This window comes from Hymenobacter lapidiphilus (genome assembly GCF_003417065.2).
GTDB lineage: Bacteria > Bacteroidota > Bacteroidia > Cytophagales > Hymenobacteraceae > Hymenobacter.
This window is the reverse complement of record NZ_QVLT01000012.1, coordinates 64,403-79,859: the sequence shown is the minus strand read 5'-3', so window position 1 is coordinate 79,859 and position 15,457 is coordinate 64,403. Positions and strand designations below refer to the sequence as shown.

Genomic DNA, 15,457 nt, shown 5'->3' with positions numbered 1-15,457 from the left:
CAATACCAATGCCGACCCCGGAAAGTTTCCGCAGCTTTTGCCGGTTCCCGTCGTACCTTCCCTCTTCACGCGGCACCGGGGCACAACCCCGCACGTAAAGCTATGGTAGACAAGCAACCACCGCAGGACCAGGAAGAGTGGAACGGCATCGTGCAGCAGCTGCGGCTTATCTGCGAGCACGTGCAGCAGGACGGCCCCCTGCCCGCCCAGGAGCAGTCTGATGCGGAAGACGCCTTTCGCCAATGCCTGGCCCACCTCGAAAACGAAGTCCAAGGCTTGCGTAGCGGCCTGAAAGGCAGCAGCGGCAGTTTTTAGTGAGCGTTGGCAAGTGAACCCGTCTGTCATCCTGACGAAGGAAGGACCTTATTACCTTCGAACTACCTGTTTAATAGAATACTCTAACGTGATAAGGTTCTTCCTTCGTCAGGATCACAAGCGTTTCCGTTCATCACTAATCACTCTTCAATAAAAATTGCGCGGTTCTTCTCACCTGGCCATTGGCCTGATTACCGGCGTGGCCGTGGCGGGCCTCGTGCCGGGCGTGCCGTTCTCGCCGGCCGGTATTGCGTTGGCCGGCTTCTCGGCCTTGGCCCCCGACCTTGACCACCCCGCTTCCCGACTCAGTAAGCGCCTCGGTTTCGCCAAGAACTACGTGCGCTGGGCCTTTGTATTAGTGGCCGCCGTGGTAGCCGCTTACGCCCAGTGGCAGCTCACACCCGGCGCCGACCGGCGGCTGGCCTTCACGGTGGCCCTGGCCTTCGGGCTGGTAGGTGCCGCCATGCAGGGCGACTCGACCCGCAAGCTGGCGCTGCTCTTTACGGGGCTGTGCACGGTGGTGGCGGGCCTCTACACCGGCTTCGTGTGGCTGAGCATGCTGGGCTGCTTTATCTCCCTGGCCCCGTTCACCAGCCACCGCACCTACACCCACACGCTTTGGGCCGCCGCCGCCTGGACCTACATCGGGCACCTGGCCAACCAGAGCCTGGGCTGGCACGGCGTGGCGCTGTTCGCGGGGGGCGGCTACGTGTCGCACCTGCTGGCCGACTCGGTCACCAAGGCCGGCGTCAAGTGGTTTATGCCTTTGGTTGATACGAGCCTGGGAATCCCGCTCATCCGTACGGGCTCCAAAAGCGGCAACGTGCTCGAAGTTGTCATCTGCACCGCTTACGCCGTGCTGGTGCTGGCCCTTATTGTGAGTCGGCTGCAGTTTTAAGTGGCCGGGCCGGCGGCGCTGCAGGTTGGTGCGGCAGTTGGCTTGCTGCAACAGTAGTCCGGGCCGTAAAATTGGCCCATTGGCCGAATTTTACGGCCCGGACTACTGTTGAAACGTATCTTTCGGTACAGTTCAGCCCACAAGCCCCGCAGCCGGCGGGGAAAATGGAGGAACGGATGACAATTGGACTTAAACCGGAAAGGCCGGCAGAATCCAGTGACCATAAAGGCAGCCGGCTACGGTCAGCTAAGTAATATTAAGAAATTAGTATTCTGTAGATTGGCTTAAAAGCCGGCTATGCTTTAGTATTGCACCGCAGTTTGTGATAAATTCATAAGTACTTCTACCAACCAGTTTCCGGTAGCTGCCTTACAACCAGCCTTATGGCCGGGTGTTATTCACTCAGGCATCTGGCTGTTCGGTTGAGCGGTTTCGCTACTGTTGCGCTTCGCTCATGGCAGATTCGGCCACCTCGTTGCTGCAATGGATTATTACGTTACTGCAACCTCCGCAACCTGTACCTTTGCACCGGCTTCGGCTACGGAGTCGGTTAGTCACTCTCTCTCATCCACAACCGCTACGCTTTCTTTTTTCGCGCTTAACCAGACTTCTTTATGAACCAGATGAATAGCCCGCTGATCAGGATTGGTATTTTTTATGACGGAAATTATTTCCTGAAAATCAGTGATTACTACTACTTCCAGCACGACCGTAAAGCCCGTATCAGCCTCGAAGGCCTGCATGAGTTTATCCGTCATCAGGTAGCCGAGGAAGAGGACGTGGACGTGCGCCTGAGCCAGATTATCGACTCGCACTTCTTCCGCGGCCGCCTCTCGGCCACCGAGGCCCGCGACAAGGACCGCCTCTTCCACGACCGGCTGCTCGACGATATCCTCATGAACATGGGCATTGCCACCCACTACATGCCCCTGAAAACCCGCGACGGCCGTCTGCAGGAAAAGGGCATCGATGTGTGGCTTTCGCTCGAAGCCCTGGAGCTGTCCATCCACAAGAGTCTCGATGTAGTGGTGCTTATCGCCGGCGACTCGGACTACGCGCCCCTCATCAAGAAGCTCAACACCGTGGGCACCCGCGTGATGCTGCTCAACTGGGACTTCAAATACACCGATTTCAAAGGCGAGAACCGCGTTACCCGCGCCTCGCAGCAGCTGCTCGACCAGGCCACGTACCCGGTGCAGATGCACGAAATAATCGACCAGGGTCTCACCGACGGCGACGACCTGATCGAGTCGCTGTTCGTGAACACGCCCGAGCCGGCCGCTTTCCCCAGCACCAAGCCCGTGCGCCCCACCGGCCCCACGGCCGCCGGCCCGGTTGGCACTATAGGCATGAGCACCATCAAAAACCTCAAAAACGGCTTCGGCTTCGTGGTGATGCCGCCCAACAACCTGTTCTTCAGCTACGCTGATATGTCGGAGGGCGACTTCAACGAGCTGCAGGAAGGCGATTGGGTGGAGTTCACAGTGGGCCGCAACCACCGCGACGAGGACTGTGCCCGCAACGTGCGCAAAGTCGATGCCCCCGAAATTCCGGATGGTGCAGAGGACGATGACGACGATGATAACTACGGCGACGAGCACGAGGAGCACGAATCGGCCAGCTCGCCCGAGCGGATGTAGCTTTCTGGAGCGGTTAGCTGAGCGCTATTAGCTATTAGCTTCTGTTCGGGAAAATCAATTACTCTAATTAAAAGAATGCCCCGCACTCAGCTGAGTACGGGGCATTCTTCGTTTTTCAGCTAACAGTTAACAGCTAACAGCTAAAGCCCTGGGAACAGCAGGTCGCGGAAGTCGCGCTTGGTGGCGGGGTAGCGGTTGAAGGTGCCCAGGCCGCGGGCCACTACGAGGTTGTCGCGGTTGGGGCAGCGGATGGTGGTGGTGGTTACGAGCAAGGTTCTGCCGGTGTGCTCGATGCTGCCGTGGGCCTCCAGCTCGTCGTGCAGGTACACCGGGTGGAAGTAGTTCATCTTGAACTCGACCGTAGAAACCAGCTCGCCGGCCGTAAAAGCCAGCGAAAGGGCCGCCGCGCCCAGTGCCGCATCCATAAGGCCCGCCAGTACGCCGCCGTGGCAGGTGTTGGGCGAGGAGAGGTGCTCGTCGAGCACGCGCATGGTGTAGCGAATGTTGCCCGGCTGGTCGACGTGCAGCGTCATGCCGTTGGCGCGGCCGTAGTGGTTGATTTGGTTGTAGGTGGCAATGAGGGCACTGATATCGAGCGGACTATCCATGGGGCTGAAACAGGGTGGGGTGAGTTGGAAAAGGCAGATGTTTGCCAGCATCTGTAGCGGTTTTTGGGCTACTGGCTGACAGCGGTTATCTGCGGGCTTTCGTTGGTTCCGCTAACCAACTCCTTGCGCATCAGAAAGTGCGGAATGCGGCCGAAAAGCACGTGGGAAGGGGCCACTACTGTGTAACCGGCCCGTTCGTAAAACGGTACGGCTTCGGCGCGGGCGTGGAGGACGATTTCGTGCAGCTGCTGCTGGCGGGCGGCGGCTTCGAGGTACGCCAGCAGTTGCCGGCCTATGCCGCCGCCCTGCCAGGCGGGCGCTACGGCCATAAAGCGCAGCTGCCCCTGCCCCGGAGCCGAACAATGCAGACGGCCCACACCGATGGCCTGAGTGGCGTCGGTGGGGGCCAGGAGCAAGGCGTGGGTCGTGGTGGGCGCGTTGTCGTCGGGCGCGCGCTCCGAGCCGGGGAGCTGCTGCCAGGGCTGGCGCAGTACCTCGTAGCGGAGACGGTAGTAGGCCGCCCAGTGGGCGGGCGTGTGGGGCGTGATGATGGGCATGAGCGGCGTCTAAATACGGCAATAATGCGCAAAGGCTATCTTAGCCGGCCGGCCGGCGGCGCACCCTTATCTTTGGCACCTGTTTCTGCGTTGAGGCAGTGTTTACCCCATCTTCATTTTTTCTTCTTCCTATGCCCTCCTTCGACATCGTGAGTAAAGTTGATCCGCAAACCCTCGAAAACGCGGTGAATACGGCCAAGAAAGAGCTCCAGACCCGCTACGACCTGCGCGACACCAAGGGCGGCATCGAGCTCGACAAGAAAACGAACGTCATCACCCTCACCTCGGAAAACGACATGCGCATCCGGGCCCTCGAAGACATCGTGCTCACTCGCCTCGTTAAGCAGGGCATTGATGGTACGGCTCTCGATTTCACGGAGGAAGCCCACGCCAGCGGCACCATGATGAAGAAAGCCGTGAAAGTGCGCGCCGGCATCGATAAAGACGCGGGACGTAAAATCATCAAGGCCATCAAAGACGCTAAGGTGAAAGTGGAGGCCCAGATGCAGGACGACCAGGTGCGTGTATCGGCCAAGAAGATTGATGAGCTGCAAGCCGCCATTGCCGTGCTCCGCAGCGCCGACATCGGCCAGCCCCTGCAATTCGTGAACATGAAGTAGGCAGGAGAATCTGGCTGGTTGCCAGCTGGAGGGCCTTACCGTGCCAGAATGAGCCGTTGCTACGGCCGTTTGGTGTGGTAAGGCCCTTTGCTTTGCGCATACCAGAACCGAAGCGGAAGGGTGTGGCCCCGCTCCTAAATTATCAGCAGGCAGATGCCCAGGAAGAACAGGCCGACGCAATTGACGAAGCCGGCCGAGAAAGCCTGGTCGGGGCGAAGCCTGCCGGACAGTACCGCGCCAGCCGTGCCCAGCACTACTACAGAAAGCAGCCAAACCATCCGGAATGTGTTGATGGTGATATGGGTGCCGCGCGACGCGCCCGACTTCACCCGTATCGCCCGGACCTTGCCCAACCAGGGCGTCCGGGTTATGTCCAGCAGGTCGCCCACCGCCAGATCCACGTTTGCCCGACCCCGGATGAGAACAGTGCCAGTGGAAACCGTGAAACCGCTGTTGCTGTGGAAGTCAACTGCCCGGACGCGTTCATTTGGCAGTCGTTCCGAGCGTTGGCAGTCCAGCACCACGGCCAGCACGAAAAGTACACTCACCACGGCCACCAGTCGCAGTTTCGGCAGCGCCCGCGCAAATTGCTTCGCATACAGCACGTGCAACGGGGGGGGAGGCGGCCTGCGGGGCCAGGCCGCCGGGCTGTGGGCCCTGGGCCGTTGCGGCGCATGCGGGGCAGGTGGCGGGGCCGGGGCACGAGGCGTTGCCCGCCACTCCAGGGCAGCATCGTAGCTGGCGCGGCGGGTGGGGTTGCTCAGCACCTCGTAGGCATCGTTCACGGCTAGGTACCGCTCGTGGGCAGCCGGGTCGGGCGTGCGGTCGGGGTGGGTGAGCCACACCAGCTTCCGGTAAGCCTGCCTGATGTCGGCGTTCGAAGCGCTGGCGGGCAGGCCCAGCGTGGCGTAGTGCGTGCTCATGGGGCCAAGCTCAGCGCCACTACGGCTTCGGCCTGGTCCAGCACCCGGCGGGTGGCCAGCTCCAGCAGGCGGCGGTTCAGCTCGGAGCGGTTTTGACGATAGAACGCCAGCTCGTCGTGCGTGAACTGGCCGGTTATCAGGCCCACTACCGTGTAGCGTAGCTTGGTGTTGCGGCCCAGCAGCCCGGTCAGCAGCCGGAGCCGGTCGGCGGGGTCGGCCGAGGACAGCGGCACGTGGTGGTCGCGCACAAAATCGGCCACTACAGCCAATAGCAGCGGGTTCTGGAGCTTGAGCACGGGTCGCAGGGTGGCGTGCAGAAAGTCGCCGGCCGTAGCGGGAAGGGCAGTAGTTTCGGCGGCTACAGTAGGGCGCAGGGCCTGCAGGGCGGCATCGGGACGAGGGAAGTCGGGCATCGGGAGCAAGATAGAAGAAGGAAGCGGAGCGTTGCGCCAGCTGTGGGTGGTGCCTGTAGCAACAAAAAAAACGCCCGGCAGGCTGCCGGGCGTTTTTTCAACCGATGAGCGGGGGCAGTGCTTAGTGCTGCACCAGCAGCTTCTTGGTAAGCGTACCTTCCGAGGTGGTCAGGCGTACCAGGTACAGGCCCGGTGCTACCGAGGAGGTGTTCACCGTCAAGCCATCCTTTTGTAGGCGGGCCGCCGAAATAGTCTGGGTAAACACGCGCTGTCCGAGCACTGAAACCAGCTCTACCTGCACCGGCACCGAGCTGCTTACCTGAGTACGAATGAGTACCTGGTTGCTGGCTGGGTTGGGGTATACATCGAGAAGAGCGGCGCTGAGCTGCTTGTTGTTGGCGAGCACAACGGTTGGCATATCGAAGGCTATCTTCTGGTCGGTAAGGCTGTTGCTGCTGCCCTGGCTGGCGCTGAAACCCATGCCACGGCGAGCAAATACGCGCCAGATAAGAGCCGAGTTGGCCGCCTTGTTGTTCACCGAGTCAGCCTTCAGAATGGCGTTGCGGCCATCGATGAAGCCCGGACGGCAGGGCTGAAGCTTGAGGCCGTCAATCACCAGCTGCAGGGCAATGTTGTTGCCGCCGGTAGAAGACTTCAGGTCGGCGTTGTAGCCATGCTTAGCAATCAGCTCCCAGTTCAAATCCCAGAGCGTAGTAGCCCAAATGTAGCCAATGGCGTGTACCGGGTTGGTCCCGTCGGCAGCAGTAACGTAGCTGCCGGTGCCTAGCAGGGCATAAGTGGCAGGGTTGATTTGCATGTCGGTGCTGTAGCGGGTCGGCCGGATGCCGCGGCCATCAGTGGCCTCGAACGAGGCGTAGGTACCAATGCCGCGGCCGGTGGTGCTCACGTCGCCGGGCTTGGTGGTCATCCAGAGCGCGAAGAAGTCGCTCCAGCCTTCGCCCATTTGCTCAAAGCTGTTGAGGCAGCTCACGTTGGGTCCGCCGGTCAGGCGGGTCGAAATACCGTGGCCATACTCGTGGGCAACAATACCGTTGTCGAAGTCACCGTCACGGTAAAACACCTCGCCCGAGGCAGAAATAGTAACCACCTGGCCGGCGCGAGCTGCAATCTTAAGCTTCTCACCTTCGTTTTTAGTGATGAAAACCGACGGAATCCGCAGGCCAACGCTGTCGGGGGCCGCGCCGCCCATGCGGGTGAGCGTGTTGGAGTTCGGAATGCTGTCCATCATGATAACCATGCGGGCACCGGCATTCTGAGCGTTCTTGATTTTCAGGGCGAAACCGCACTTACCGCGCTCAATCAGGGCAATGTTGCCGCTGATAGCAGCTGCATTCACCAGCGGCGCGTTGCAGCCGCGCTCGGGCTTGGCCGAGCCATCGTCGGCTACAACCAGCTTACCCGAAATGGGACCTACGGCCTGCAGGCTGCGGCCCAGTGAGCCTTCCAGCGCGTTCAGCGGTCCGGCCAGCGCGGCGGGAGCGGTAACGGCCACGTTCAACTCCGAACGGTCCCACAGGTACATCTGCATGCGGGGGCGGCCGCCGTCGAGGGGCGTCGAGAAATTGGCATTGTTGAGCCGGACGGGTGAAGCCGTAGAAGCGTCCTGCGCTTCGGCCTGCACGTAGTCGGCACCTTTGCCTTCGCCGCTGTAGTTTTTAGCCTGGAAGTTTCCGCTGGCCTCGTCAAAGCCTTTGTGGGCCATTACGTCGTGCATCAGGTTGTTCCAGAAGAACAGGTTCGTGATGGCGAGGTCCTGGTTTTTCTTCGCAGGGGCGTTCTTCGAATCATCAAACGGATAGTCGAAGATCAGGTCTTTGCCGCCGTCGGGGCTGTAGTTGGTGCCTGAAGCGTTATTGTTGTTGGGCGCATCGTCGTAGGAGTGCACGTTGTTGCCGCGCGTGGTCGTGTACTCGGCGCCGGCCACGCCGTCGGTATCGTGCCAGCCAAAGGGCGAGTGCTTCTGGTCGGCGGGGTCGGTAACCACCTGCCGCGCACCATGAATCGGGCTTTCAATTGTCAGGGGCCACACGTTGTAGCTGTTGGGCGCGGCCGTAGGCCGGGCCGGGGTGGCCGGTGTAGCCTTAATGGCGGCGGCAACCGTTGCCTGGGTCAGGGGCCGCGTCAGGTTCAGCATGCTGAAATCGTCCGACACGGTGAAGTCGCTCTTATCGAGCAGCACGCCGGAGGAAGCATCTACCCGGGCGTTCCAGTAATGGTCGCCGCTGAGCGGGGCCAGCGTTACATCCCACACCAGCCGGAGCGAGCCGTCGGCCAGTGGCAGGTACATGAGCTTGGCCGGAATCTTATCCAGCGAAATGCCCCCGTTGCTGAACTCCATACCCTCGGCAGCCGAGCCGGCCTTGAGCACCGTAAGGTTGCCGGGCGCGGGCATGCCCAGTGCACGGGCGGCGGCTCCTACTGCCTGCTGGGCCGAGAGGCCGGGCGTAGGGGCCGCACCGCGGGCGAGTACTTCAATGCCGGGCCGGAAGCTGCTGTGCAGGCTTACCACCTTGCCGGCGGCCGTCAGGTGCACGTCGGCTACGGCCCCGTACACCTCAATGCCCTGCACACGCTGGCACAAATACACGTGGGTGATACCATTGCGGGCGTCGGTGTACTGGCTCGTTATAGCCGCGTCGGCTGCATCGGTGGCTACCAGGCCGAGGCTGGTTGCGCGGTTCTGCAGCGCCTGCAGACCCCGGTTGTCGGAGGTAACGTTTTGGGCGGCGGCCAGGCCCGGCAGGGCCAGCAGTGCCGCAACGGCCAGTGCCCGGGCCGCAGGAGTAAAAGTTGGGTTCATTAAGCGGGTGTAAATAGTAACTAAGTGCGGAGCTACAGAGGTAGGCCATAGCGGCTACTCTGGATTCCAAATTTACGCCCAATCGGGTTATTATTTAGCGTAGTTTTAAAAAACATTCAGGCATTTTATGTCATTTCCAATTCAGCAACGTATTAGTTCGCTTTTTGGCGATTCATTCCATTGATGAATTCCCAGAGAACCACGCCCGCCGCCACGCTCACGTTGAGGCTATGCTTGGTGCCGAACTGCGGAATCTCCACCGCTGCGTCGCATAATGCCAGCACCTCATCCTCTACCCCAAACACCTCGTTGCCCATCACCAGGGCGTAGGGCCGGTCGGCTTCAATGGCAAAGTCAGCCAGCAGCACGCTTTCGGTGGTTTGCTCCACCGCTACCAGCAGGTAACCGGCGGCTTTCAGCTGGTGCAGCGCCTCCAGGGTAGTGGGCGCATACTCCCAGGCAACAGAATCGGTGGAGCCCAGCGCCGTTTTGGTGATGTCGCGGTGGGGCGGGCGGCCGGTGATACCGCAGAGCCAGATTTTCTCCACCGCGAAGGCGTCGGCGGTGCGGAAGGCCGCGCCCACGTTGTGGAGGCTGCGCACGTTGTCGAGCACGAGGGTGAGGGGGAATTTTCGCGTATTTTTGAAGTCGGCCACCGTCAGCCGGTTCAGTTCGTCCATCGAGAGTTTGCGCATCCGGCAAAGGTAGGAACGCCCGCCGGGGCGTTGGGCGTTGAACGCTGGACAGGGTGGCTGCCGTAGGGGCGGGGCTTGTCCCCGCCCGCCGTTTGGTCCGCTTGCATGGTCGAACGAAATCGTTAAAACGGCGCGACCGGCGGGCGGGGACAAGCCCCGCCCCTACATCGGTAACTATACCACTATCAACCAGTAACTGATTTGAAAGTCATTAAAGAGAAAAAGCCCGTCCGCACGCACGGCACACTGGGGCCGGCCCCGGTGGCCGATACGCCGCTGATGAAGCAGTACCAGCAGCTCAAACAAACCTACCCCGGTGCGGTGCTGCTGTTTCGGGTGGGCGACTTCTACGAAACCTTCGGCGAAGACGCCGTGACGGCCTCGCGCATCCTCGATATCACGCTCACCAAGCGCGGGGCGGGCACGGCGTCGGAAACCCCGCTGGCCGGCTTCCCCCACCACTCGCTCGATACCTACCTGCCCAAGCTCGTACGGGCCGGGCAGCGGGTGGCCATCTGCGACCAGCTCGAAGACCCCAAGCAGGCCAAGGGCCTCGTGAAGCGCGGCGTGACGGAACTCGTGACGCCGGGCGTGAGCCTGCACGACAACGTGCTGGAGCGCCGCGCCAACAACTACCTCTGCGCCGTGCATTTCGGCAAGCAGGAGGCCGGCGTCAGCTTCCTCGATATTAGTACCGGCGAGTTTCTGGTGGCCCAGGGCACGGTGGAGTACCTGGGCAAGCTGCTTCAGAACTTCCAGCCGGCCGAGGTGCTGTTCTGTAAGAAAAGCCGCCGCGAATTCGAGGAGCATTTCGGCCCCGACTACTGCCATTTTGCGCTCGAAGAATGGGTGTTCGGCCACGACTACGGCCACGAGCTGCTGACGCGCCACTTCAACACCACCTCACTCAAGGGGTTCGGTATTGATGGGCTGCGCGAGGGCATAACGGCCGCCGGCTGCGTGCTGCACTACCTGGCCGAAACCAAGCACACCAACGTGGGCCACATCGGCAGCATTGGGCGCCTGGAGGAGGATAAGTACGTGTGGCTCGACCGGTTTACGGTGCGCAACCTGGAGCTGGTGCAGGCCCAGCACCCCGGCGGCGTACCGCTCATCGACATCCTCGACCAGACCATTACGCCCATGGGGGCGCGGCTGCTGCGCAAATGGGTGGTGCTGCCCCTCAAGGAGCCCGCCCAGATTCAGCGCCGCCTCGACACCGTGGACGCCCTGCTGCAAACCCCCGAGCTGCTGGAAAACCTGCAGCAGCATCTGCGTCAGATAAACGACCTGGAGCGGCTGATTTCCAAGGTGGCCGTGCGCCGCATCAACCCCCGCGAGCTGCTGCAGCTGGCCCGCGCTTTGGAGGCCATCGGCCCCATCCGCGACGAGCTGGCCGCCTCGGGTATCAAGGCGCTGCAGAAGTTAGCCGACCAGCTCAATCCATGCGCCACACTGCGCGAGGAAATCCAGGCCAAAATTCGGGAAGACGCGCCCATCCTCACCAACCAGGGCGGCGTGCTGCTCGATAATATTGACGAGGAACTGGACGAGCTGCGCCGCATGGCTGGTTCGGGCAAGGACTACCTGTTCCAGCTGCAGCAGGAGGCTATTCGGGAAACCGGTATTTCCTCGCTCAAAGTAGCCTATAACAAGGTGTTCGGCTACTACCTCGAGGTCACTAACTCTCACAAGGACAAGGTGCCGGCTACCTGGATTCGTAAGCAGACGCTGGTGAATGCCGAACGCTACATCACCGAGGAGCTGAAAGTCTACGAGGAGAAGATTCTGAATGCCGAGGAGCGGCTGTTCATCATCGAGCAGCGCATCTATACCGAGCTGGTGCTGACGGCCGCCGAGTACGTGCCCCAAGTGCAGCAAAACGCCCGCGCCATCGGCGTGGCCGACTGCCTGGCCTCCTTTGCCGCCACCGCCCGCCAGCACCGCTACGTGAAGCCCGTGGTCGACGACAGCACGACGCTCGACATAACCGCCGGCCGCCACCCGGTAATTGAGCGCCAGCTGCCGCCCGGCGAGCAGTACATCCCTAACGACCTGCGCCTCGACCAGGACGAGCAGCAAATCGTGGTGATAACCGGCCCCAACATGGCCGGCAAATCGGCCCTGCTGCGCCAAACGGCCCTGATTGTGCTGCTGGCCCAAATTGGCTCCTTCGTGCCCGCCGATGCCGCCCACGTGGGCGTAATCGACAAAATTTTTACCCGCGTGGGCGCTTCCGACAACCTGAGTAAGGGCGAAAGTACATTTATGGTCGAGATGACCGAAACGGCGTCCATCCTCAATAATCTGTCGGACCGGAGCCTGGTGCTGATGGACGAAATCGGGCGCGGCACCAGCACGTATGATGGCATCAGCATTGCCTGGGCTATTGTGGAGCACCTGCACAATTCGCCCCGGGCGCGGGCCAAAACGCTGTTCGCCACCCACTACCACGAGCTCAACCAGCTGGCTGCCGACTGCCCGCGGGTGCGCAACTACCACGTAGCCGTAAAGGAGGCCGACAACCGCATCCTGTTCCTGCGCAAGCTGCGCGAAGGCGGCTCCGAGCACAGCTTCGGCATCCACGTGGCCCGCATGGCCGGCATGCCCACCGCCGTCGTGCTACGGGCCAACGAAATCATGCATCACCTAGAGCAGGAGCGGGCGAATACCGGCGTCGAAACCGACCAGCCCACCGAGTTCGACGACTTATTGGAGGGCCTCAACGACGATGCTGCCGGTGGCAAAATAGTATCCTTCAACGGCCGTGAAGCCCCCGCCCGGCCGGCTGGTCCGAAAGCACAGCCAGCTGCCGCCGTGCATTCGGCCCCGCGCCCCAGCCTGCAGCTCAGCATGTTCGAGCCCGCTGACCCGGCTTTGGAAAAGCTGCGCGAACTGTTGGAGAAGCTCGATGTGAACACGCTGACCCCGATTGAGGCGCTGCTGAAGCTGAATGAGCTGAAGCTGGCTATTGGCGGCGGCAAATAAGCTGCTGATCCCGGAGCCTCGCCTTGTTTTTAGCTGGGCGAGGCCCCAAAAGCGGTTAGTGGATAAGGCTTATAATGTCAAACGGTAAAAAAATTTCTCCCTGAATATCAAAGCAAAAGCCCTCAGATGGCCTCAATCAAACGGTTTTTTTGGACCCTGGGCTTGACTTCAGAACTTACTGTACTACCTTTGTCACACCAAAACGCTCCAGGGCGTTTGAATCTCAAGCGAGAGTAGCTCAGCTGGTAGAGCGCGACCTTGCCAAGGTCGAGGTCGCGAGTTCGAACCTCGTCTCCCGCTCCAACACGAAAAACCTGCCCCATCCGGCAGGTTTTTTCGTTTCTTGCCGGTATGGCCAACACCCGCAAATGCCTGAGTACCGATGATGAATTTCGGCAAGCCGTGGCCGAAAGCCTATCGGTGCGGCAGGTGCTGAGCCGCATCGGCTTGGTGCCGGCCGGCGGCAACTACAAAACGGTGCATACCCGCGTGGCCCGTTTAGGACTGGATACGAGCCACTGGACGGGTGCGGGTTGGAACCAGGGGGAGAGGTTCCAGAAATTCGGTAAATCCACGCTGCTGACTGATATTCTGGTGGAAAACTCGGAGTACCATTCCACCTACGGCCTGAAAAACCGGCTGTTGAAAGCGCTATTGAAAGAGCGCCAGTGCGAGGTATGCAACCTGACGGAATGGAACGGCCAACCTATCCCGCTGGAGCTTCATCATCTCAACGGAACAAACAATGACCACCGCTTAGAAAATTTGCAGTTACTTTGCCCAAACTGCCACGCACAGATAAGCAACTATCGGGGTAAAAATCAAGCTAAAATAGTGGCTAACTAGTTGAGCCAGAGTGGTGGAACGGTATACACGAAGGTCTTAAACACCTTTGCCTTCACGGGCTTACGGGTTCAAATCCCGTCTCTGGTACTCTTAAAAAGCAGCCCCGCAAGCGCGGGGCTGCTTTTTCGTTTAGCGAGCGGCTGGGTCGGAATTGCAACAGCGGGCCGGGTCCGAACGAAGCCAAATTTCTACCTTTAAGCTCCTGACTTCCGCTTGCCGCCCCGTGACTATGTCTTCCGCAATGCTTTCTTCCGACGATTACCAGCAGAAAATAAGGCAGGCGTTTGCTGAGATGAGCAAGGTGGTGGTGGGTCAGCAGTACATGGTGAATCGGCTTCTGATTGGGCTATTTACCGGCGGCCACGTGCTGCTCGAAGGCGTGCCGGGCCTGGCCAAAACCCTGACGGTTAGCACGCTGGCCAAGGTACTGCACCTGCACTTCCAGCGCGTGCAGTTTACGCCCGACCTGCTGCCCTCCGATTTGGTGGGCACCATGATTTACAACCAGAGCCGCTCGGAGTTTGAGGTGAAAAAGGGGCCGATTTTCGCCAACCTGGTGCTGGCCGACGAGGTGAACCGCTCCCCGGCCAAAGTGCAGAGTGCTTTGCTCGAAGCCATGCAGGAAAAGCAGGTAACCATCGGCGAAACCACCTATCCGCTCGATTTGCCCTTTTTGGTGCTGGCCACCCAGAACCCGGTGGAGCAGGAGGGCACCTACCCGCTGCCCGAGGCCCAGGTCGACCGTTTCATGCTGAAGGTGCATGTCGACTACCTCAAGAAAACCGACGAGCTGGAGGTGATGCGGCGCATGGCCAACCTGAGCTACGCCGACGATGTGCGCCCGGTGCTTACGCGCGATGATATCTTCGGCATCCGCCACCAGATCAACCAGGTGCAGATTTCGGAGACGCTGGAGAAGTACATCATCGAGCTGGTGTTTGCCACCCGCAAGCCGGCTGAGTACGATTTGCCCGAGTTCCAGCAGTACCTGCAGTTTGGGGTGAGCCCGCGGGCCAGCATTGCGCTGCACCGCGCCGCTAAGGCCGTGGCGTTTCTGGATGAGCGCGACTATGTGCTGCCCGAAGACATCAAAGACGTGGCCGCCGACGTGCTCAACCACCGCATTCTGCTCAACTACGAAGCCGAGGCCGATGGCGTCCGCACCCAGGACATGATTGAGGCCATCCTGCGCAAGGTGCCAATTAGCTAGAGGTGAGCCGGCACGGACAACACAAGTAAGCGCCGACTACTTTTCTGGCCGAGTGGCTGAAATGCCCACACTCACCATTTCACTAACACACCTTTTGTCTAAGCTCAGCAAAACCCTGCGCGGGCTCGGGAGCCTGCTTCGCAACCCCTGGCTGCTCAACCACGTGCTGGCCGCCGACGAAACCGCTTGGCGGGCGCGGACCCTGCGCCATGCGGGCCGTTGGGGCACAACCGCGGCGGGCCTGCCAGTGGTGCCGCTGACTATGCTGCTGCCCGCCACCGGCGAAACCGTTACGCCCTTCGCCTTCCGCGACGGAGGCTCGCTGCCCACCGACCTGGCCCTGCTGCGGGCCCTGGCCCGTAACAAGCCCGGTTGCCGGTACTTTGAAATCGGGACGTGGCGGGGCGAGAGTGCGGCCAACGTAGCAGCCGTGGCCGCCGAGGTGCACACGTTGAATCTGGCGGCTGACGAGCTACGGGCGCTGGGGTTGCCGGAGCGCTACATCGAGCTGCACGGTTACTTCTCGCGCCCCCTGCCCAACGTCACGCACCTGCACGGGAACTCCGCCACCTACAATTTAGCTGCGCTGGGACACTTTGACCTGGTTTTTATTGACGGCGACCACCGCTACGAAGCCGTGCGTACGGATACGCGGCGGGTGTTCGAGCATTTGGTGGGGCCCGAAACGGTGGTGGTGTGGCACGATGCCAGCCGCCAGCCGGGCCAGCCTCGCTGGGAGGTGCTGGCGGGCATCCTCGACGGGTTGCCGGCCGCTGCGCCGGGCCAGCTCACGCAGGTCGAAAACACGCTCTGCGCCCTGTATTTACCTGTGCCGCTGCCCACTCAGCCGCCCAACCCGTTGGCCGACCCGGTGCCCGCCTTTGAGGTAACGGTGCGGGTGGCTGGTAGCAAGTAAATGAGGC

14 protein-coding genes and 2 tRNA genes are annotated in these 15,457 nt (G+C 61.0%); 10 read left to right on the top strand and 6 right to left on the bottom strand.

The genetic code is table 11. The features are described from left to right. The first annotated feature begins 102 nt into the window (after window positions 1–102). The 3 genes from D0N36_RS09210 (at window position 103) to D0N36_RS09200 (ending at window position 2,853) form a co-directional block, all read left to right on the top strand. Window positions 103–315, top strand: a complete 213-nt coding sequence (locus D0N36_RS09210) for a hypothetical protein (protein ID WP_116941102.1) — start codon at window positions 103–105, stop codon at window positions 313–315. 157 nt (window positions 316–472) lie between these two features. Further along, a complete protein-coding gene (locus D0N36_RS09205) occupies window positions 473–1,213 on the top strand; it encodes a metal-dependent hydrolase (RefSeq protein ID WP_116941101.1) in 741 nt (246 codons plus the stop codon). 614 nt (window positions 1,214–1,827) lie between these two features. Next, on the top strand, window positions 1,828–2,853 hold the full coding sequence (locus D0N36_RS09200) for an NYN domain-containing protein (RefSeq protein WP_116941100.1): 1,026 nt from the start codon (window positions 1,828–1,830) through the stop codon (window positions 2,851–2,853). Between the two features lie 140 nt (window positions 2,854–2,993). On the opposite strand, the gene D0N36_RS09195 is transcribed toward D0N36_RS09200, so the two are convergent. Continuing rightward, window positions 2,994–3,461, bottom strand: coding sequence for a PaaI family thioesterase (locus tag D0N36_RS09195; RefSeq protein ID WP_116941099.1), 468 nt, complete (start codon window positions 3,459–3,461; stop codon window positions 2,994–2,996). A gap of 68 nt (window positions 3,462–3,529) precedes the next feature. Next, complete coding sequence (locus D0N36_RS09190) at window positions 3,530–4,018, bottom strand: GNAT family N-acetyltransferase (RefSeq protein ID WP_116941098.1); 489 nt, start codon at window positions 4,016–4,018, stop codon at window positions 3,530–3,532. A gap of 131 nt (window positions 4,019–4,149) precedes the next feature. On the opposite strand from D0N36_RS09190, the gene D0N36_RS09185 reads away from it, so the two are divergent. After that, window positions 4,150–4,638 carry a YajQ family cyclic di-GMP-binding protein gene (locus tag D0N36_RS09185; RefSeq protein WP_116941097.1) on the top strand — a complete coding sequence of 163 codons (489 nt, stop codon included), beginning with the start codon at window positions 4,150–4,152 and terminating at the stop codon, window positions 4,636–4,638. A 134-nt stretch (window positions 4,639–4,772) separates the two neighbouring features. Here the strand turns inward: D0N36_RS09185 and D0N36_RS09180 are convergent, their stop codons facing one another. The 4 genes from D0N36_RS09180 to D0N36_RS09165 all read right to left on the bottom strand — a co-directional run bounded on the left by D0N36_RS09180 (window position 4,773) and on the right by D0N36_RS09165 (window position 9,490). Then, window positions 4,773–5,561 carry a J domain-containing protein gene (locus tag D0N36_RS09180; protein WP_116941096.1) on the bottom strand — a complete coding sequence of 263 codons (789 nt, stop codon included), beginning with the start codon at window positions 5,559–5,561 and terminating at the stop codon, window positions 4,773–4,775. After that, complete coding sequence (locus D0N36_RS09175) at window positions 5,558–5,974, bottom strand: hypothetical protein (protein ID WP_116941095.1); 417 nt, start codon at window positions 5,972–5,974, stop codon at window positions 5,558–5,560. The genes D0N36_RS09180 and D0N36_RS09175 overlap by 4 nt, the downstream gene beginning before the upstream one ends. A gap of 121 nt (window positions 5,975–6,095) precedes the next feature. Beyond that, complete coding sequence (locus D0N36_RS09170; RefSeq protein ID WP_116941094.1) at window positions 6,096–8,795, bottom strand: T9SS-dependent M36 family metallopeptidase; 2,700 nt, start codon at window positions 8,793–8,795, stop codon at window positions 6,096–6,098. Window positions 8,796–8,947: 152 nt separating this feature from the next. Further along, a complete protein-coding gene (locus D0N36_RS09165) occupies window positions 8,948–9,490 on the bottom strand; it encodes an RNA methyltransferase (protein WP_116941093.1) in 543 nt (180 codons plus the stop codon). 279 nt (window positions 9,491–9,769) lie between these two features. On the opposite strand from D0N36_RS09165, the gene mutS reads away from it, so the two are divergent. The 6 genes from mutS (at window position 9,770) to D0N36_RS09135 (ending at window position 15,450) form a co-directional block, all read left to right on the top strand. Continuing rightward, window positions 9,770–12,478, top strand: a complete 2,709-nt coding sequence (mutS, locus tag D0N36_RS09160) for a DNA mismatch repair protein MutS (protein ID WP_242478860.1) — start codon at window positions 9,770–9,772, stop codon at window positions 12,476–12,478. Between the two features lie 227 nt (window positions 12,479–12,705). Further along, window positions 12,706–12,781, top strand: a tRNA-Gly gene (locus D0N36_RS09155). A 48-nt stretch (window positions 12,782–12,829) separates the two neighbouring features. Next, window positions 12,830–13,324: an HNH endonuclease signature motif containing protein gene (locus tag D0N36_RS09150; protein WP_116941091.1), complete on the top strand. Its 495-nt coding sequence runs from the start codon at window positions 12,830–12,832 to the stop codon at window positions 13,322–13,324. A gap of 4 nt (window positions 13,325–13,328) precedes the next feature. Continuing rightward, a tRNA-Leu gene (locus D0N36_RS09145) sits at window positions 13,329–13,411 on the top strand. 142 nt (window positions 13,412–13,553) lie between these two features. Continuing rightward, a complete protein-coding gene (locus tag D0N36_RS09140; protein ID WP_242478858.1) occupies window positions 13,554–14,534 on the top strand; it encodes an AAA family ATPase in 981 nt (326 codons plus the stop codon). Between the two features lie 94 nt (window positions 14,535–14,628). Beyond that, entirely contained in the window at window positions 14,629–15,450 is an 822-nt protein-coding gene (locus D0N36_RS09135) for a class I SAM-dependent methyltransferase (RefSeq protein WP_190242593.1), read from the top strand. Window positions 15,451–15,457: the final 7 nt, after the last annotated feature.